The organism is Streptomyces sp. NPDC101132 (genome assembly GCF_044759225.1).
GTDB lineage: Bacteria > Actinomycetota > Actinomycetes > Streptomycetales > Streptomycetaceae > Streptomyces.
Genome location: NZ_JBIVYX010000013.1, coordinates 111,157 through 129,120, shown reverse-complemented (window position 1 = coordinate 129,120; position 17,964 = coordinate 111,157). Strand labels below are relative to the sequence as shown.

Annotated in this window: 15 protein-coding genes; 10 read left to right on the top strand and 5 right to left on the bottom strand. The window is 74.5% G+C overall.

What is annotated here, in order from left to right; all coding sequences use genetic code 11:
• Positions 1-121: 121 nt before the first annotated feature.
• The 3 genes from ACIQUR_RS27310 to paaK all read right to left on the bottom strand — a co-directional run bounded on the left by ACIQUR_RS27310 (position 122) and on the right by paaK (position 3,270).
• The gene (locus ACIQUR_RS27310) at positions 122-946 is read right to left on the bottom strand and encodes a sulfurtransferase (protein ID WP_403669441.1); all 825 of its coding nucleotides are present in this window, start codon (positions 944-946) and stop codon (positions 122-124) included.
• A 59-nt stretch (positions 947-1,005) separates the two neighbouring features.
• Complete coding sequence (locus ACIQUR_RS27305) at positions 1,006-1,878, bottom strand: YhjD/YihY/BrkB family envelope integrity protein (RefSeq protein ID WP_403669438.1); 873 nt, start codon at positions 1,876-1,878, stop codon at positions 1,006-1,008.
• A gap of 99 nt (positions 1,879-1,977) precedes the next feature.
• Entirely contained in the window at positions 1,978-3,270 is a 1,293-nt protein-coding gene (paaK, locus tag ACIQUR_RS27300) for a phenylacetate--CoA ligase PaaK (RefSeq protein ID WP_403669435.1), read from the bottom strand.
• Between the two features lie 228 nt (positions 3,271-3,498).
• On the opposite strand from paaK, the gene ACIQUR_RS27295 reads away from it, so the two are divergent.
• Positions 3,499-4,422 (top strand): alpha/beta fold hydrolase, encoded by a 924-nt coding sequence (locus tag ACIQUR_RS27295; RefSeq protein WP_403669432.1) that lies wholly within the window; start codon positions 3,499-3,501, stop codon positions 4,420-4,422.
• 186 nt (positions 4,423-4,608) lie between these two features.
• Here the strand turns inward: ACIQUR_RS27295 and ACIQUR_RS27290 are convergent, their stop codons facing one another.
• Positions 4,609-6,240, bottom strand: coding sequence for an acyl-CoA synthetase (locus tag ACIQUR_RS27290; protein WP_403669431.1), 1,632 nt, complete (start codon positions 6,238-6,240; stop codon positions 4,609-4,611).
• A gap of 186 nt (positions 6,241-6,426) precedes the next feature.
• Here ACIQUR_RS27290 and ACIQUR_RS27285 point away from each other — a divergent pair, with 186 nt between their 5' ends.
• The 5 genes from ACIQUR_RS27285 to ACIQUR_RS27265 all read left to right on the top strand — a co-directional run bounded on the left by ACIQUR_RS27285 (position 6,427) and on the right by ACIQUR_RS27265 (position 10,801).
• Positions 6,427-7,227 (top strand): crotonase/enoyl-CoA hydratase family protein, encoded by an 801-nt coding sequence (locus ACIQUR_RS27285; protein ID WP_403669428.1) that lies wholly within the window; start codon positions 6,427-6,429, stop codon positions 7,225-7,227.
• Between the two features lie 44 nt (positions 7,228-7,271).
• Positions 7,272-8,243 (top strand): OB-fold domain-containing protein, encoded by a 972-nt coding sequence (locus ACIQUR_RS27280; protein ID WP_403669425.1) that lies wholly within the window; start codon positions 7,272-7,274, stop codon positions 8,241-8,243.
• A complete protein-coding gene (locus ACIQUR_RS27275) occupies positions 8,243-9,304 on the top strand; it encodes a thiolase domain-containing protein (protein WP_403669422.1) in 1,062 nt (353 codons plus the stop codon). The genes ACIQUR_RS27280 and ACIQUR_RS27275 overlap by 1 nt, the downstream gene beginning before the upstream one ends.
• Positions 9,297-10,463 carry a thiolase domain-containing protein gene (locus ACIQUR_RS27270; protein WP_403669419.1) on the top strand — a complete coding sequence of 389 codons (1,167 nt, stop codon included), beginning with the start codon at positions 9,297-9,299 and terminating at the stop codon, positions 10,461-10,463. Before ACIQUR_RS27275 ends, ACIQUR_RS27270 begins: the two co-directional genes overlap by 8 nt.
• A gap of 110 nt (positions 10,464-10,573) precedes the next feature.
• Positions 10,574-10,801 (top strand): DUF397 domain-containing protein, encoded by a 228-nt coding sequence (locus tag ACIQUR_RS27265; protein ID WP_403669416.1) that lies wholly within the window; start codon positions 10,574-10,576, stop codon positions 10,799-10,801.
• Between the two features lie 38 nt (positions 10,802-10,839).
• Here ACIQUR_RS27265 and ACIQUR_RS27260 read toward each other — a convergent pair whose 3' ends face one another.
• Positions 10,840-11,202, bottom strand: coding sequence for a carboxymuconolactone decarboxylase (locus tag ACIQUR_RS27260; protein WP_403669413.1), 363 nt, complete (start codon positions 11,200-11,202; stop codon positions 10,840-10,842).
• 520 nt (positions 11,203-11,722) lie between these two features.
• Here ACIQUR_RS27260 and cseB point away from each other — a divergent pair.
• From cseB to ACIQUR_RS27240, 4 genes are all read left to right on the top strand, one after another.
• Positions 11,723-12,454 (top strand): two-component system response regulator CseB, encoded by a 732-nt coding sequence (cseB, locus tag ACIQUR_RS27255; RefSeq protein ID WP_403669410.1) that lies wholly within the window; start codon positions 11,723-11,725, stop codon positions 12,452-12,454.
• Between the two features lie 5 nt (positions 12,455-12,459).
• Positions 12,460-13,752, top strand: a complete 1,293-nt coding sequence (locus tag ACIQUR_RS27250) for an ATP-binding protein (RefSeq protein ID WP_403669407.1) — start codon at positions 12,460-12,462, stop codon at positions 13,750-13,752.
• Positions 13,753-14,334: 582 nt separating this feature from the next.
• The gene (locus tag ACIQUR_RS27245; RefSeq protein WP_403669405.1) at positions 14,335-15,114 is read left to right on the top strand and encodes an ABC transporter ATP-binding protein; all 780 of its coding nucleotides are present in this window, start codon (positions 14,335-14,337) and stop codon (positions 15,112-15,114) included.
• The gene (locus tag ACIQUR_RS27240) at positions 15,108-17,669 is read left to right on the top strand and encodes an ABC transporter permease (protein ID WP_403669402.1); all 2,562 of its coding nucleotides are present in this window, start codon (positions 15,108-15,110) and stop codon (positions 17,667-17,669) included. Before ACIQUR_RS27245 ends, ACIQUR_RS27240 begins: the two co-directional genes overlap by 7 nt.
• Positions 17,670-17,964: the final 295 nt, after the last annotated feature.

The following is a 17,964-nucleotide window of genomic DNA, read 5'->3' as shown; positions in this document are numbered from 1 at the left end:
GCTGGCCGGTCAGCACCGGAGGACCATCGCAAGCACGGCAGCGCAGCGTCCTGCGAGGGGCCGTACCCGATTGCGCCCAGAGCGGCCCCCACCGGTCGGGACCCGGTCCGGAGCGTGCCGGCTACGCGCCCGTCGTCACCGGGAGGTCCGAGGGCAGGCCCCACTCGCTCCACGAGCCGTCGTACACCGCCAGCTCCCCGTACCCCGCGAGCTCGGCGCCCAGCGCCAGCACGCACGCCGTCACCCCCGACCCGCAGCTGAAGTAGAGCTTCTCCCGGTCCCCGGCCAGTTCCGCGAACCGCTCGCGCAGCCGTGCCGCCGGCAGCATCCGGCCCCCGTCCTGCACCTCGCCGAACGGCAGGTTCAGCGCCCCCGGCATGTGCCCGCCGCGCAGCCCCGGGCGCGGCTCCGGCGCCGTACCGGCGAACCGCTCCCGGGTCCGCGCGTCGAAGACGGCCGAGCCCGGGTCGGCGAGCGCGGCCCGCACCTCCGCGGCGCCCACCAGCACCCCGGGCCGCGGCCGCGCCGTGAAGTCGCCCCGCCGCGGGGCGGGCGCCGGCACCCCGGTCTCCACCGGCAGCCCGGCCGCCTCCCACGCGGGCAGCCCGCCGTCCAGCACCGCCGCCCGGTCGAAACCCATGGCCCGCAGCATCCAGCGGGCCCGGGCGCTGGAGTACACGCCGGCCGCGTCGTAGACCACCACCGAGTCGGCGTCGTCCACCCCGAGGGCCCGCAGCTCCTCCGTGAAGGCGTCCGCGCCCGGCATCGAGTGCGGCACCGGGTTCGAGTGGTCGGAGAGGGCGCCGTCGATGTCGAAGGGCCGGGCGCCGGGCACCCGGCGGCCCACGCCCCGGTGGACGCCCACCGACGCGTCGAGGACGACGAGGTCCGGGTCGCCCAGGTGGGCCGAGAGCCAGTCGGGGTCGATCAGAGGGCCAAAGGGCATGGCGCGCAACCTTCGTTCGAAGACCGGACGATCAAGATCGCAGCGCCCCGCGCGCACTGTCAACGGTCGTGGGGGTGCTCGGCATCGGCCAGCACACCGGCCGACCGGAGCCGGTTCAGCGTGCGGTGCTCGTGGACCAGCCGGCCCACCAGCGCGCCGCCGTAGACCACGAACCCCACGCCGACCAGCCAGGACTGCACCACCAGCAGGGTGCCGAAGGCCCCGTACGTCACGGCGTTCGAGGCGATCAGGGGGGAGAACACCAGCTGCGAGAACACCCGGAGCCCCAGCAGCCCGAGCGTGGTGGCCACCGCCCCCGGCAGCAGGGCCCGCCACTTCACCCGGCCGCCCAGCAGCAGCCGCTGCGAGGCCCAGAAGAACAGACAGGTGCTCAGCGTGTCGGCCGTACCGGCCAGCAGCGTGCCGGCGAGCCCCTGGGTGGGCGAGGACACCGCGATCAGCACCCCGAGGAAGGCGATCAGCAGCGCCAGCCAGACCACGTGCCGCCACATGGTGTGCCAGCGGGCGGTGGGCAGGTCCCACACCTTCTCGTACCCCGTCTGGACGGCCGAGCCGAAGGTGAGGCCGAAGACCGTCAGGGCCGCCAGACCGAAGGCGGTGGTCCGCTCCAGGGCCTGGCCGCCCGCCCCGAAGAGGAGCTCCACCTGCCGGCGCGACCCCTCCGAGACGCCCAGGGCCTGGGCGAGCCACCGCCCGAACCCCTGGAAGCTGTCGGGCGCGGCGGCCGCCACGACGATCAGCAGCGGGATGAGCGTGAGGAACCCGAGCGCCGCGAACCCCATGGCCCGGTGCATCAGCTCCATCTCGCGGCCCCGGCTCCAGGCCAGTCCGGCGGGGGAGGCCACCACCCTGTCGTGGAGGCGCCGGAGCCGGTGCGGGTGGTCCGCGGCGCCCGACGTCTTCGAAGTCACGACACCTGACTACCCCAAACCTCCCCATACCTGGCCGAACGCGCAGCCGTACGGGTGGATCACGGCGGCGCCCGCTCCCGTCGCCGGCCCCTCCCGCGCTCACCCCTGGCGGCGCAGGTCCACCAGCCGCCTGATCTTCCCGACCGACCGCTCCAGCGTCTCGGGGTCCACGATCTCCACGGCGACCGAGACGCCCACGCCCTCCTTCACCGCGTGCACCACCGAGGCCGCCGCGGCCGCCCGCTCGGCCGCCGTCGCGTCCCGCCGCGCCTCCGCCCGCACGGTCAGCGCGTCCATCCGGCCCTCCCGGGTCAGCCGCAGCTGGAAGTGCGGGGCGACACCCGGCGTACGCAGCAGGATCTCCTCGATCTGGGCCGGATAGAGGTTCACCCCGCGCAGGATGATCATGTCGTCGCTGCGACCGGTGATCTTCTCCATCCGGCGGAACGCCGGCCGTGCCGTGCCCGGCAGCAGCCGCGTCAGGTCCCGGGTGCGGTACCGGACCACCGGCATGGCCTCCTTCGTGAGCGAGGTGAACACGAGCTCCCCGTGCTCGCCGTCCGGCAGCACCTCGCCGGTGACCGGGTCGACCACCTCGGGCAGGAAGTGGTCCTCCCAGACGTGCAGCCCGTCCTTGGTCTCGACGCACTCCTGCGCCACGCCGGGGCCGATCACCTCGGACAGCCCGTAGATGTCCACCGCGTCGATGGCGAGGCGGTCCTCGATCTCCCGGCGCATCTCCTCGGTCCACGGCTCGGCCCCGAAGATGCCGGTCCGCAGCGAGGTGGCGCGCGGGTCGACGCCCTGGCGCTCCATCTCGTCGAGCAGGGTCAGCATGTAGGAGGGGGTGACCATGATGATCTCGGGCCGGAAGTCCTGGATCAGCCGGACCTGGCGCTCGGTCATGCCGCCGGAGGCGGGGATCACGGTGCAGCCGAGCCGCTCGGCGCCGTAATGCGCGCCGATGCCTCCGGTGAAGAGCCCGTAGCCGTACGCGACGTGCACCTTGTGGCCGGGGCGGCCGCCCGCCGCCCGGATCGAGCGGGCCACCACGTCGGCCCACATGTCCAGGTCCCGCTCGGTGTAGCCGACCACGGTCGGCTGCCCGGTCGTGCCGCTGGAGGCGTGGATCCGGCGCACCTCCGACTCGGGGACGGCGAACATCCCGAACGGGTAGTTCGCCCGCAGGTCGGCCTTGGTGGTGAAGGGGAAGCGCGCCAGGTCCGCCAGGGACCCCAGGTCCTCGGGGCGCACCCCGGCCTTGTCGAAGGACTCGCGGTAGTGCGGCACGCGGGCGTACGCGTGGCGCAGCGTCTCCCGCAGCCTCGTCAGCTGGAGGGCCTCCAGCTCCTCGCGGCCGAGCCGCTCCGCCGGGTCCAGCAGATCCGTCATGGAGGACGTCTCCCATCGAAAACGGACGACCGATCATTCGGTACGGGTCGTGGAGGCCCAGTAATCCAGCCGCCCGCGCCCCCTGGCAAGGGGTGGTCGGGCGGTACCTGAAGTCGGCGCCCCCCGCGGCCGCGGCGACAGCCGGACGGCCGGGGCCGGCGTGACGGCGGCCGGGGCCACCGAACCGCCTGTTGCGGCCCGCGCACCGCCCCGGACAGGATGACCGGCATGATCGTCCCCACCTCCCACGACCACCGGGCCTCCCACGAGCCCCAAAGCTCCCACGACCCCCAGCCCTCCCACGGCGCCTACGCCTCGTACGCCTCCTGTGACGGCACCCGGCTCGCGTACCGCGCGGCCGGCGCCGGCGACCCCGGCCGGCCGCTTGTCTGCCTGCCGGGCGGCCCGATGCGGGCCGCCGAGTACCTCGGGGACCTGGGCGGCCTCACCGCGCACCGGCGGCTGGTCCTGGCGGACGCCCGCGGCACCGGCGGCTCCGAAGTGCCGGCCGACCGGGGCACGTACCGGGTGGACCGCCAGGTGGCCGACGTCGAGGCGCTCCGGGTCCACCTCGGCCTGGAGCGGATGGACCTGCTCGCGCACTCGGCCGCCGGGAACCTGGCTCTGCTGTACGCCGCCGCGCACCCGGAGCGGATCCGCCGCCTGGTCCTCGTCACCCCCAATGCCTGGACCGTGGGCCTCGGCGCCACGCCGGAGCAGCGGCTGGAGGCGGCCCGGGAGCGGCGGGGCGAGCCGTGGTTCGAGGAGGCGTACCCCGCCTTCGAGCGGCTCTGGGCCGAGGGCGCGTGGTCGGACCTGGTGGTGCCGTTCTTCTACGGGCGCTGGGACGCGGCCGCCGCCGCCCACGCGGAGCGCGAGGAGGAGCAGTTCAACGAGGAGGCCGCGGAGGTCTACCGCGACGGGGCCGCGTACGACCCGGCGGCGGTCCGCGCGGCGCTCGCCCGCCTGGGCGCGGAGGTCCTGGTGCTGGCGGGGGAGCGCGACGGCGCCCCGCGCCCCGCCGTGGCCCGGGAGCTGGCCTCGCTGTTCCCCGCGGGGCGCTGCGAGGTGCAGCCGGGGGCGGCGCACTTCCCGTGGCTGGACGACCCGGAGTGGTTCGCCGGCCGGGTCGAGGCCTTCCTCGCGGGCTGACGCGCGCCCCACGCGCACCGCGCGCCCGGCCCGCCCGCCCGACGCGCCCCACGCCGACGTGTGGCCCCGGCACCGGCCGGGGGCCACACGTGGTCACGGGAGTCGGGAGTCGGGAGCCCGGAGTCAGCCGTCCGGCATGAAGAGCCCGGCGTCACGGCGCCCCGGGCCCTGCGTGAGCAGCCCGCGTCACCCCGCCGCGTCCGCCGTGGTCGCCACCTCGCGCGCCCAGCGGTAGTCGGCCTTGCCGCTCGGGGAGCGCTGGATGGTGTCGGTCACCACCAGCTGGCGGGGGATCTTGTAGCCGGCCAGCCGGGTGCGGCAGTGGGCCTGGATGTCGTCGAGGGAGGGCACCGGGGCGCCCGCCCGTACCTGCACCACCGCGGCCACGTGGCTGCCCCACTTCGGGTCGGGCACCCCGGCGACCAGCGCGTCGTACACGTCGGGGTGGGACTTCAGGGCCTGCTCGACCTCCTCGGGGTACACCTTCTCGCCCCCGGTGTTGATGCACTGCGAGCCCCGGCCCAGCACGGTGACGATGCCGTCCTCGTCGACGGTGGCCATGTCGCCCAGCAGCACCCACCGCTCCTCGCCGCGCCGGAAGAAGGTCTCGGCGGTCTTGGCCGGGTCGTTGTAGTACCCGAGCGGTACGTGGCCGCGCTGCGCCAGCCGGCCGACCTCGCCCACCGCCACCGGCTCGTGGCCGACCGGGTCGACCACCATGGTCCGTTCGTTGACCTCCAGCCGGAAGCCCTTCTCCGGGCTGGAGTCGTCCGTCGCCCGGCCGTTGGAACCGGACTCGGAGGAGCCGAAGTTGTTGAGCAGCAGCACGTTCGGGACGAGCCGCTGGAACTCGGCCCGCACCGAGTCCGACATGATCGCGCCGGACGAGGAGACGCTGAAGAGCGACGACAGGTCGGTGCCCTTGAGCGGTCCGTTCAGGGCGTCGATCAGGGGGCGCAGCATCGCGTCGCCCACCAGGGAGACGCTGGACACCTTCTCCTTCTCGATGGTGCGGAGCACCTCCTCGGGCACGTACTTGCGGTGGATGACGATCCGCTGCCCGTAGTTGAACGCCACGAAGGAGGTGAGGGTGGAGGTGCCGTGCATCAGCGGGGGAGCGGGGAAGAAGGTGAGTCCGGCGCCCTTGGCGGCGACCCGCTTGGCCAGCTCCTCCGGCCGCTTGACCGGCTCGCCCGACGGCTCGCCGCCGAACAGGCCCGCGAAGAAGAGGTCCTCCTGGCGCCACATCACGCCCTTGGGCATGCCCGTGGTACCGCCGGTGTAGATGATGAACAGGTCGTCGGGGGAGCGGGGCGGGAAGCCGCGGCCGGGCGCGCCGGCCGCCTCCGCGTCCGGGTACGACACGGGCGCGACGGCGGGCTCCGGGGCGCCCTCGGGGGCGTCGCCCACGCGGATCAGGTGCCTGAGCTTCGTGGTCTGCGGCAGCGCGGCCGCCACCCGCCCGGTGAACTCCCCGTCGAAGACGAGCGCGGCGAGGTCGGCGTCCTTGTAGAGGTAGACCAGCTCCTCCTCCACGTACCGGTAGTTGACGTTCACCGGCACCAGGCGGGCCTTGAGGCAGGCCAGCACGGTCTGGAGGTACTCGACGCCGTTGTAGAGGTGCAGGCCCAGGTGCTCGCCCGGCCGCAGGCCGCTGTCGATGAGGTGGTGGGCGAGGCGGTTGGCCGCCGTGTCCAGCTCGCGGTAGGTGAGGCGGCGCTCGACACCGGTGCCGGGGTGGTCGACGTACACGAGCGCCTCGCGGTCCGGGACCACGTCGACGACCGACTCGAACAGGTCGGCAAGGTTGTACTCCACCGTTCCTCCTGACCCCGGAAATGGCGTGGGCGGTGCTGTCTGTGGGCTGCTCGGCGGACATTAGAGCGCCGGTCACCCCAAGTGGGAAGGGCACCGGGCAAGAAATCTGACTGCCTGTCAGAAAACCCTTGCCCCCGACCCCGCCCTCCTGCAACCTGTTCTAGGTCTTGAGACGGGAGGACGGCAATGGGTGGGACGGAACACCTCACCGTGGAGCGGCGCGGCGCCACGCTGGTGCTCACGATGAACCGGCCGGAGGCGAAGAACGCGCTCTCGCTGCCGCTGCTGGTCGGGCTCTACGACGGCTGGCTGGCGGCCGACGAGGACGACGAGGTCCGCTCGGTCGTCCTCACCGGCGCGGGCGGTGACTTCTGCGCCGGCATGGACCTGAAGGCCCTCGCCGGCAGGGGAATGGCGGGCGACCACTACCGCGACCGCCTCAAGGCCGACCCGGACCTGCACTGGAAGGCGATGCTCCGCCACCACCGGCCCCGCAAACCGGTCATCGCGGCCGTCGAGGGCTACTGCGTGGCCGGCGGCACCGAGATCCTCCAGGGCACCGACATCCGCGTCGCCGCCGCATCCGCCACCTTCGGGCTCTTCGAGGTCAAGCGCGGCCTCTTCCCCATCGGCGGCTCCACCGTCCGCCTCCAGCGGCAGATCCCCCGCACCCACGCCCTGGAGATGCTCCTGACCGGCCGCCCCTACAGCGCCGCCGAGGCCGCCGCCGTGGGACTGGTCGGACACGTCGTCCCGGACGGCACCGCCCTGGACAAGGCCCTGGAGATCGCCGAGCAGATCAACGCGTGCGGCCCGCTCGCGGTCGAGGCCGTCAAGGCCTCCGTGTACGAGACCGCCGAGCTGACCGAGACCGAGGGCCTCGCGAGCGAACTCACCCGCGGCTGGCCCGTCTTCGACACCGCCGACGCGAAGGAGGGCGCCCGCGCCTTCGCCGAGAAGCGCCCCCCGGTCTACCGCCGCGCCTAGGCCGTGTCCGGATCCGGCCGTCCCCCAGAAGGAGCCCCGCCACCGTGACCGAGATACTCAGCGCACCGCTCGTCGTCGAATTCCCCTTCACCCGCTCCCTCGGGCCCGTCCAGAGCGCCTTCCTCACCGGACTGCGCGAGCGGACCGTGCTCGGCGTGAAGGCCTCCGACGGCACCGTCCTCGTCCCGCCCGTGGAGTACGACCCCGCCACCGCCGCCGAGCTGCGCGAACTGGTGGAGGTCGGCACCACCGGCACCGTCACCACCTGGGCCTGGAACCCCGCACCCCGCCCCAACCAGCCCCTCGCCACCCCCTTCGCCTGGGTGCTGGTCCGCCTCGACGGCGCGGACACCGCCCTGCTGCACGCCCTCGACGCGCCCGGACCCGACGCCGTCTCCACCGGCATGCGGGTCCGCGTCCGCTGGGCCGCCGAACGCACCGGCGCCATCACCGACATCGCCTGCTTCGAGCCGTACGAGGACGGAGCCGCGGCCCCGGAAACGGACACCGGCACCACCGCCGGAGCCACCCCCCACACCGGCGCCTTCGACGACCCCGTCACCGGCATCGTCGCCGAGGCCCGCCTCGACTACACCTACAGCCCCGGCCGCGCCCAGACCGCCTACCTCGCCGCCCTCTCCGAGCGCCGCACCGTCGGCGAACGCTGCCCCTCCTGCACCAAGGTGTACGTGCCGCCCCGCGGCGCCTGCCCCACCTGCGGGGTCGCCACCACCGACCGCGTCGAGGTCGGCCCCCGCGGCACCGTCACCACCTTCTGCATCGTCAACATCAAGGCCAAGAACCTCGACATCGAAGTGCCCTACGTCTACGCGCACATCGCCCTCGACGGCGCCGGCCTCGCCCTGCACGGCCGGATCGGCGGGATCCCGTACGACCAGGTCCGCATGGGCCTGCGGGTGGAACCCGTGTGGACCGACGGCGGCCGCTACCCCGACCACTACCGCCCCACCGGCGAACCGGACGCCGAGTACGACGCCTACAAGGAGCTGTTGTGATGCCCGACGCCACACGTGACATTGCAATAGTGGCCTTCGCCCAGAGCGACCACCGGCGCCGCACCGACGACCTCAGCGAGGTCGAGATGGTGATGCCCGTCCTCCACGACGTGCTGGCCCAGACCGGCCTCACCGCCGGCGAGATCGGCTTCACCTGCTCGGGCTCCAGCGACTACCTCGCCGGCCGCGCCTTCTCCTTCACCATGACCCTCGACGGCGTCGGCGCCTGGCCGCCCATCTCCGAGTCCCACGTCGAGACGGACGGCGCCTGGGCCCTCTACGAGGCCTGGGTCAAACTCCTCACCGGCGAGGCCGACACCGCCCTCGTCTACTCCTACGGCAAGTCCTCGCCCGGCTCCGTGCGCGACGTCCTCACCCGCCAGCTCGACCCCTACTACGTCGCCCCCCTCTGGCCCGACTCGGTCGCCCTCGCCGCCCTCCAGGCCCAGGCCCTCATCGACGCGGGCGACACCGACGAGCCGGCCCTCGCGGCCATCGCCACCCGCAGCCGCACCGCCGCCGAGACCAACCCGCACGCCCAGCTCCGCGGCCCCCGCCCCGCCGGCGACCGGCAGGCCGGCCCGCTGCGCACCGCCGACTGCCCGCCCATCGGCGACGGCGCCGCCGCCGTCATCCTCGCCGCCGGCGACACGGCCCGCCGGCTCTGCGCCCGCCCCGCCTGGATCCGCGGCATCGACCACCGCATCGAGGCCCACTCCCTCGGCGTGCGCGACCTCACCGACTCGCCGTCCACCCGCCTCGCCGCCGAGCGGGCCGGCGCCTTCGACCGCCCCGTCGACACCGCCGAACTCCACGCGCCCTTCACCTCGCAGGAGGTCGTCCTGCGCAAGGCCCTCCGGCTGGACGACGCGGTGACCGTCAACCCCTCCGGCGGCGCCCTCGCCGCCAACCCGATGATGGCCGCCGGCCTGATCCGGATCGGCGAGGCGGCCGCCCGCATCCAGCGCGGCGAGTCCCACCGCGCCCTCGCCCACGCCACCTCCGGCCCCTGCCTCCAGCAGAACCTGGTCGCGGTCCTCGAAGGAGACCCCGGTGAGTAAAGAACCAGTGGCCGTCGTCGGGATCGGCCAGACCAAGCACGTCGCCGCCCGGCACGACGTCTCCATCGCCGGCCTGGTCCGCGAGGCCGCCCAGCGCGCCCTCGACGACGCCGAGCTGACCTGGGCGGACATCGACGCCGTCGTCATCGGCAAGGCCCCCGACTTCTTCGAGGGCGTGATGATGCCGGAGCTGTACCTGGCCGACGCCCTCGGCGCGGTCGGCAAGCCCATGCTCCGCGTCCACACCGCCGGCTCCGTCGGCGGCTCCACCGCCCTGGTGGCCGCCAACCTGGTGGCCGCGCGGGTGCACCGTACCGTCCTCACCCTCGCCTTCGAGAAGCAGTCCGAGTCCAACGCCATGTGGGGCCTGTCCCTGCCCGTGCCCTTCCAGCAGCCGCTCCTCGCCGGCGCCGGCGGCTTCTTCGCCCCGCACGTCCGCGCGTACATGCGCCGCACCGGCGCCCCCGACACCGTGGGCTCCCTCGTCGCCTACAAGGACCGCCGCAACGCCCTCAAGAACCCCTACGCCCACCTCCACGAGCACGACATCACCCTGGAGAAGGTGCAGGCCTCCCCGATGCTCTGGGACCCCATCCGCTACTCGGAGACCTGCCCCTCCTCCGACGGCGCCTGCGCCATGGTCCTCACCGACCGCGCGGGCGCCGCCCGCGCCCCGCACCCGCCGGCCTGGATGCACGGCGGCGCCATGCGCAGCGAGCCCACCCTCTTCGCCGGCAAGGACTTCGTCTCCCCGCAGGCCGGCAAGGACTGCGCCGCCGACGTCTACCGGCAGGCCGGCATCACCGACCCCCGCCGCCAGATCGACGCGGTCGAGATGTACGTGCCGTTCTCCTGGTACGAGCCGATGTGGCTGGAGAACCTCGGTTTCGCCGAGGAGGGCGAGGGCTGGAAGCTCACGGAGTCCGGGGTGACCGAAATCGACGGCGACCTGCCGGTCAACCCGTCCGGCGGGGTGCTCTCCACCAACCCGATCGGCGCCTCCGGCATGATCCGCTTCGCCGAGGCCGCCCTCCAGGTCCGCGGCCGGGCCGGGGAACACCAGGTGGACGGGGCGCGGCGGGCCATGGGCCACGCGTACGGGGGCGGCGCGCAGTTCTTCTCGATGTGGCTGGTGGGGTCCGAACAGCCCACGAGCTGAGGGCGGTCGGCGTGTGGGGGGCGTGCGGGCGGCGTCCGGCGGCGGCCTGTCCGCCGCCGGACCCGCTCGCTACCCTGACCCCCGGGACGACGCGACCGGAGGGAGCCAGCATGACCACGCAGCCGCTGACCGGGTGGGACAAGCCGGAGCTGGACCTGAGCAACGCGCACTGGCGGTCGGGCAGCCAGGGGGCGGGCGACGTCCAGATCGCGTTCGTCGAGGGCTTCATCGCCCTGCGCAACAGCGAGCGGCCCGAGAGCCCGTCGCTGATCTTCGCCCCGGACGAATGGCGTGCCTTCGTCCGGGGCGCGCAGGAAGGCGAGTTCGACCTGACGTGATGTGACGTGACGTGACCCCGGGCGGTCCGCCCGTGGCCTCAGGAGGCCGCGCGGCTGGCCGCCTCGGCCTGGGCGATGGCCTCGGCGTCGCTCTCCGCGAGGGCGAGGGCGACACCGAAGGCCTGGGCGATGTGGCCGGCCGCGGACATGACGCGTGCGGTGCCCACGACGGGTGCGATCGCGACCAGGAGGTCCTGGAGCTGCTCGACCGTGAACCCGGCCTTCGCCGCGGGGTCGATGTGCGCCAGGTACGAGATGGCCGGCGCGTCCATGGCCACCAGCGCGGCGATGCGGCTGAGGATCAGCGTGTGCCGGTCCATGTGGCAGTGCTCGATGGAGTCGATCGTCATCGCGGCGATCGTGTCGAGTACGGGGGTGTCGAACTCAGGTGCAGTGGCCATGACGGGACCGCCTTCCGGTTCCGGTGCGGGGGAGGGGAGAGGGGAGAGGGGAGGGGGAGGGAGGGGGGAGGACGAGCCGGACGGCCACCCGCAGCGCGGGGTCTCCCCTCGTGTGCCCGGCGGTGACCCGTCAAGCGTAGGCACCGTCACGCGGTGACGCGCGCCGAGACGGTGTCCCGTCCGGGGGGGCTGCCCGGTCTGCCGTCCGGGGTGCGGCCGGGGTGCGGCCGGGGTGCGGCCGGGGTGCGGCCGGGGTGCGGCCGGGTGTGGCGGGTGTGGCGGGTGTGGCGGGTGTGGTGTCCGGGGTGTGCCGGGTGTGCCGCCGATGTGCCCGTTCGGCGTGCTGCCGGGTGTGGCGTCCGGGGTGTGCGGCCGGGTGTCGTCCGCCGCCCCCGGAGGCGTACCGGACGCGGCGTTCGTATCCGTCGTGTATCGGCGGGCGCTCGGTCACCCATCAGCCCGTACCGCCGGGCCCCGTGGCGGGCTGAGCGCGTCCCTCACCTGCCCTATCGTTCCTTCCATGTCCGCACCCACCCCGGCCCCGGCTCCTCCCGTACGCGTGCTGCTGGTCGAGGACGACGACCTGATGCGCCGGTCCTTCGGCGTCGCTCTGGAGCGCTACGGGTACGAGGTGCGGGCGGCCGCCGACGGGCTCACCGGGCTGGAACTCTTCCGCGAGCACCCGTTCGACCTGCTGATCCTGGACGTGATGCTGCCCGGCCTGGACGGCATCGGCCTGTGCCGCCGGGTCCGCGAGACCAGTCTGGTGCCGGTGCTGATGATGTCCGCCCGCGGCGACGGCCTCGACGTGGTCGCCGGCCTGGAGTCCGGCGCGGACGACTACGTGGTCAAGCCCGTCGACACGTACGTCCTCGTGGCCCGCATCCGCTCGCTCCTCAGACGCGCCACCTACGCGCCCGCCCCCGTACCCGGGGCGAACCCGGGCGACGCGGCCCCTCCCGAGGACGGCCTGCTGGAGTTCGGGGACCTCACCGTCGACACCGCCGGCATGGAGGTGGCCGTCGCCGGGCAGCCCGTCGCCCTGACTCCGACCGAGCTGAAGCTGCTGCTGGAGTTCGCCGCGCACCCCGGCGTCGTCCTGGAGCGCCACACCCTGCTGCGCAACGTCTGGGAGTACGGCTGGGACGGCGACAGCCGGGTGGTGGACCTGTGCGTGCAGCGGCTGCGCAGGAAACTCGGCCGGGACCGCATCGAGACGGTCCGCGGCTTCGGCTACAAGCTGAGGCGCTGACCGCCGTGCCCGCGTACGACCCTCCGCGCCGCGGCCGCGGCTCCCTCCGCTGGAAGATCGCCGCCCTCGCCACGGCCGCCGCCTGCCTGGTCGCGGCGGCCGTCGGCGTCCTGGTGCACCTGTGGACCGCCCGGGACATCCGCGACCGGGCGCACCGCGAGGCCTTCAACGGCGTGTACTCGGCCATGCAGGTGTACCGGCGCACCGGCACCCTCGCCGGCGGCGCCGAACTCGACCCGGACGACCTCCCCGCCGCGCTCCGGCGGCCCGCCGACGCGGAGCGGCACACCGCCGTGGACGAGACCGTCGACGGGAACGCCGGGCCCACCGTCTGGGCCGCCCAGCGCACCGGCGGCCCCGGCAGCCCCGTGCTCGCCGTCCAGGTCAACCTCAACCCGGAACTGCACAACCTGCGCCGCCTCGACCTCACCGTCGCCGTCGCCTCGCTGATCGCGCTCGCCGCCGCCGTCCCCCTCTCGGTCTACGGGGCCGGCCTGCTCGCCCGCCGGCTGCGGGCGGTCTCCGAGACGGCGGGCCGGATCTCCGCCGGGGACCTCGACGCCAGGACCGGACCCGTCAAGGGCGGCGACGAGGTGGCCGAGATCGCCGCCACCGTCGACCTGATGGCCGACAGCCTCAGCCGCCGGCTGCGTACCGAGCGCCGCTTCACCGCCGACGTCGCCCACGAACTGCGCACGCCCGTCGGCGGCCTGCTCGCCGCCGCCGACCTGCTGCCGGCCGGCGAGACCGAGGACCTCCTGCGGGCCCGGGTACGGGACCTGCGCGGCCTGGTCGAGGACCTGCTGGAGATCTCCCGCCTTGACGCCGGCGCCGAGCGGCCCGTACGCGCCCGGGTGCCGCTCGGCGCCGTGGTCGCCGAGGCCGTGGGCCGTACCGGCCTTTCCGCCGAGGTCGTGGTGACGGGGGGCGGTGGGGGTGGGGGTGCGGGTGCTGGTGCGGGTGTGGGTGCGGGTGGTGAGATCGTCGAGACCGATCCGCGGCGCCTGGAGCGGATCGTCGGCAACCTCGTCGTCAACGCCCACCGGCACGGCGGCACCCCGGTGCGGGTCACGGTCGAGGGCCGCACCGTCGTCGTGCGGGACCACGGCCCAGGCTTCCCCCAGCAGTTGCTGCGTGACGGCCCGCGCCGCTTCCACACCGGTGCGGAGGAGCGGGGCACGGGCCATGGCCTGGGCCTCACCATCGCCCTGGGCCAGGCGGCGGTGCTCGGGGCCCGGCTGGTCCTGGACAACGCCGGGGACGGCGGGGCTGTGGCCACCTTGACGTTGCCGGGGTGAGGGGCGGGTGGTCTGGTGCCTTGTCGGGGTGGTGGGCGGGTGGTCTGGTGCTTTGTCGGGGTGGTGGGCGGGTGGCCTGGTGCTTTGTCGGGGTGGTGGGCGGGTGGCCTGATGCTTTGTCGGGCTGGTGGGCGGGTGGCCTGGTGCCGGCTGGCTTTGTGCCCTGACGCCTGGTGCCGGCTCGCCTCGTGCCCTGGCGGCCGGGTGCCCCGGCGCGGGGCCGCCTCGTGGTGCGTGGGTCCCCTCGGTGCTTGACGGGGTGCGGCCTGCAGGCCCAGCGGCAGGCCCACCCCTGGGGCTTCGGGGCTTCGCCCTGGCCTTCGGCCACCCCAGGCCCGGGCCTGCCTCCGGACCAGCCTGCCACACCCCGTCAAGCACCTCCCCCACGCACCACGAGGCGGCGGCGGTGGCGAGGTGCTCAGCCCGGATGACCTCACCCTCGGCTTTCTTTACTGCCGGGCACGTTTCCGCGGAGGCGATACACGGCTGAGCGTGGGGCGATACGCGGCCGCCCAGGTTTGGATACATCCCCCCGACACCCTTCGACGTGCACACCCACCGCACGTCCGAAGAGGAGTCCCCGTGACCGCTGGCGCCTTCGCCCCGCACCCGACACCCGGGATCGCCGCCGCAACCACCGACCTGTCGAAGGTCTACGGCACCGGGGATGCCCGCGTCGTCGCCCTGGACCGGGTCAGCATCTCGTTCAGGGAGGGTGAGTTCACGGCGATCATGGGCCCCTCCGGGTGCGGCAAGTCCACACTGATGCACTGCGCCGCCGGCCTCGACCAGGCCAGTTCGGGATCCGTGCGCATCGGTACCACCGAACTCGCCACCCTTGACGACCGCCGCCTCACCCGGCTGCGCCGGGACCGGATCGGCTTCATCTTCCAGGCGTTCAACCTGATGCCCACCCTGACCGCCCTGGAGAACATCACGCTCCCGATGGACCTCGCCGGCCGCGCCCCCGACCGGCGGTGGCTGGACCGGGTGATCGGCATGGTCGGCCTGTCCCAGCGGCTGGACCACCGGCCCGCCCAGCTCTCCGGCGGCCAGCAGCAGCGCGTCGCGGTGGCCCGCGCCCTCGCTTCGCGGCCCGCGATCGTCTTCGGCGACGAGCCCACCGGCAACCTCGACTCCCGGTCCGGGGCGGAGGTGCTCGGCTTCCTCCGCGACTCCGTGCGCGAGCTCGGCCAGACCGTCGTCATGGTCACCCACGACCCCGTGGCCGCCGGGTACGCCGACCGCGTCGTGTTCCTCTCCGACGGCCGGCTCGTCGACGAGATCTCCCACCCCACCCCCGACCGGGTGCTGGACCTGATGAAGACCCTCGACCCCCGCACGGAAAGCACCCCATGCTGAAGACAGCCCTGCGCAACCTGCTCGCGCACAAGGCGCGCCAGCTCATGACCGTCCTCGCGGTGTGCCTCGGCGTCGCACTGGTCACCGGCACCCTGGTGTTCGCCGACACCACCGCCGAGGCCCACCGCGCCGCCCAGTCCCGCAACTTCGCCGGTATCGCCGTCACCGTCACGGCGAAGGATCCCGAGCCCGGCGCCCCCGCGGAGCCGGGGGGCAGCGCCCTCGACGACGCGCTCGTACGGAAGCTCTCCGCCGTGCCCGGAGTCGCCGCGGTACGCCCCTCCGCCGACGGCGCCGCCGTCCTGAACGGCGCCGACCGTGCCCCGCTGCGGGTCCGCACCGGAGCGAACCTGGCCGCCGGATACGTACCCGGCACGGACGGCACCGACGACCGCTACCCGCTCGTCGAGGGCCGCGCCCCGCGGAACTCCGGCGAAGTGGCCCTCGACCGCGCCACCGCCGCCGCGGGCGGGCTCAAGACCGGAGACACCGTCACGCTCGCCGTCGACGGGCCGGTCCTGCGCAAGCGGCTCGTCGGCACCGTCACCACCACCGAACCCCGGGTCACGGCCGGCGGCACCCTCGCCCTGTTCGACAAGGCCACCGCCCAGGCGCTGTTCGCCGCCCCCGGCCGCTACACCGCCATCGACCTGACCGCCGCGCCCGGCACCGACGCGTACGAACTCGCCCGCCGGGTCGGCGAGGTGCTCCCGCCCGGCCGGGCCGAGGCCACCACCGGCACCGCGCAGGCCCAGCAGCAGGCCGTCCTCGTCGACACCCTCACCCGCGGCTACCAGAAGGTGCCGCTGGTCTTCGCCGGCGTCTCGCTCTTCATCGCCTCGTTCCTGATCGTCAACACCTTCACCATGGCCGTGGCCCGGCGCACCCGGGAGATCGCGCTGCTGCGGGCCGTCGGAGCGTCCCGCCGCCAGGTCGCCCGTACCGTCCTGCTCGAAGCGCTCCTGGTCGGACTCGCGGCCTCGGCCGCCGGCTTCGTGCTCGGCCTCGGCATCGCCGCCGCCCTGCCCACCGTCCTGAGCACGGCAGGCAACACCCTGCCCGAAGGCCCGCTGGTGATCGGGCCGGCCCCGGTCGCCGCCGCGCTCGCCGTGGGCGTCGGCGTCACCCTCCTCGCCGCCTGGCTGCCGTCCCGGCGCGCGGCACGCATCGCCCCCGTCGAGGCACTGCGCACCGCCGGGCAGCCGCCGTCCGCCGGCCGCTCCCGGGTCCGGGCCGCGACGGGATTCGCGCTCCTCGTGCTCGGCGGCGCCCGGCTGGCCTCCCTCTCCGGAGCGAAGGACGCCTCCGCCGACAACCTGGACGCGGCGATGCTGGGCTGCGGCCTGTTCATGGCCGGCCTGATCGTCCTCGCGCCGACGCTCGCCGCCCCCGTGATCCGCCTCACCGGGCGCCTGACCGGCCGCTTCGGGATCACCGGCCGGCTCGCCAGGGAGAACGCGCTGCGCGACCCGCGCCGTACCGCGGCCACCGCCGCCACCCTCCTGACCAGCACCGCCCTCGTCGCCGGGCTCGCCGTCACCGGCCACTCCGCCGGGCAGGCCCTCGACCGCCAGGCCGCCGCCGGCCTCGCCGCCGACTACGTGATCGGCTCCCGCACCCCCACCACCGGCGTGGACCCGGCGGCCGTCGGGCGGGTGGCCGGCGTACCCGGCGTACGCACCGCGAGTCCCGTCAGCGACGCGAACCTGACCGTCGGAGGCCAGGTACGGCAGATCTCCGGCGTCGACCCCGCCACCGTCGGCCAGGTCATGACGCTCCGCTTCCGCAGCGGCTCCGCCGACGACCTGGGACCCGGCCGCATCGCGGTCTCCGAGAGCCTCGCCCGCTCGGGCGGTCTGACCACCGGCGGCACCCTCACGGCGAGCATCGGCTTCCGCCAGGAGCCCCGGACGTACACGGTCGTGGGCGTCTACCAGGACAACCCGGTCGCCCAGGACGCGCTCGGAGCCCGCACGGAGGTCGCGCGCCAGGCCTTCAGGCCGGGCTCCGTCCAGCGGCTCCTCGTCCGCACCGACGCCGGCGCGGTCTCGGCCACCACCGAGGACCGGCTGCGGGCCGCGGTCGGCGACAGCCCGCTGCTGAAGGTGCAGGACCGCCGGGCCCTCGTCGACGAGGCCGCCGGCAGCATGGGCGACCTGCTCGACGTCATGTACGGGATGCTCGGCATCGGCCTGGTGATCTCCGCGCTCGGCATCGTCAACACCCTGGCCGTCTCGGTCGCGGAACGCACCCGTGAGATCGGCGCCCTGCGCGCCCTCGGCATGGACCGCGCCGGGGTCCGCCGCATGATCAGGCTGGAGGCGGTCACGGTCGCCGCGTACGGCACCCTCCTCGGCCTGGCGGGCGGCCTGGTCTGCGCCTGGGCGGTCGCGCCGCTGGCGAGCGGCGCGCTGGAGCACTACGCACCGTCCCTGCCCTGGGGGACCCTGCTGCTGGTGTGCGTGGCCTCCCTGACGATCGGCTGGCTCGCCGCGGCCGCACCGGCCCACCACGCCGCCCGCCTGCGCCCGCTGGAAGCAGCATCGGACACCTGACCGACCGTCCGGCTCCGACCGGCCCGTCCCGGACACGCCGCCACCGGCCGGGTCCGAAGGCCCCGCGACCCCGCCCCGCCCCCGCCATCGGCCCTGTGGCCGGCCCGCCCCCCGCCGGCCCGGTTCCGAGTGGCTGCGGCCGGGTGGGCGTCGGCCGCCTCAACGGGCGTGGCTCTGAGCCGGCCTGGCTGGGAGCGAGCACCGCTCCGATCGGCCCTGCGGCGGCCCGCCCCCGCCGGCGGCTCCGACTGGCCCGGACTCGACCGACGACCTCGACTCGCCCGGCCCGGGGTGT

Excerpts from the sequence above, each read along its gene's own strand:
- ACIQUR_RS27265 (WP_403669416.1), top strand. The coding sequence starts at position 10,574 with ATGACCACGCAGCCGCTGACCGGGTGGGACAAGCCGGAGCTGGACCTG.
- ACIQUR_RS27285 (WP_403669428.1), top strand. The coding sequence starts at position 6,427 with ATGGGTGGGACGGAACACCTCACCGTGGAGCGGCGCGGCGCCACGCTG.
- ACIQUR_RS27260 (WP_403669413.1), bottom strand. The coding sequence starts at position 11,202 with ATGGCCACTGCACCTGAGTTCGACACCCCCGTACTCGACACGATCGCC.
- ACIQUR_RS27295 (WP_403669432.1), top strand. The coding sequence starts at position 3,499 with ATGATCGTCCCCACCTCCCACGACCACCGGGCCTCCCACGAGCCCCAA.
- cseB (WP_403669410.1), top strand. The coding sequence starts at position 11,723 with ATGTCCGCACCCACCCCGGCCCCGGCTCCTCCCGTACGCGTGCTGCTG.
- ACIQUR_RS27310 (WP_403669441.1), bottom strand. The coding sequence starts at position 946 with ATGCCCTTTGGCCCTCTGATCGACCCCGACTGGCTCTCGGCCCACCTG.
- ACIQUR_RS27275 (WP_403669422.1), top strand. The coding sequence starts at position 8,243 with ATGCCCGACGCCACACGTGACATTGCAATAGTGGCCTTCGCCCAGAGC.
- paaK (WP_403669435.1), bottom strand. The coding sequence starts at position 3,270 with ATGACGGATCTGCTGGACCCGGCGGAGCGGCTCGGCCGCGAGGAGCTG.
- ACIQUR_RS27240 (WP_403669402.1), top strand. The coding sequence starts at position 15,108 with ATGCTGAAGACAGCCCTGCGCAACCTGCTCGCGCACAAGGCGCGCCAG.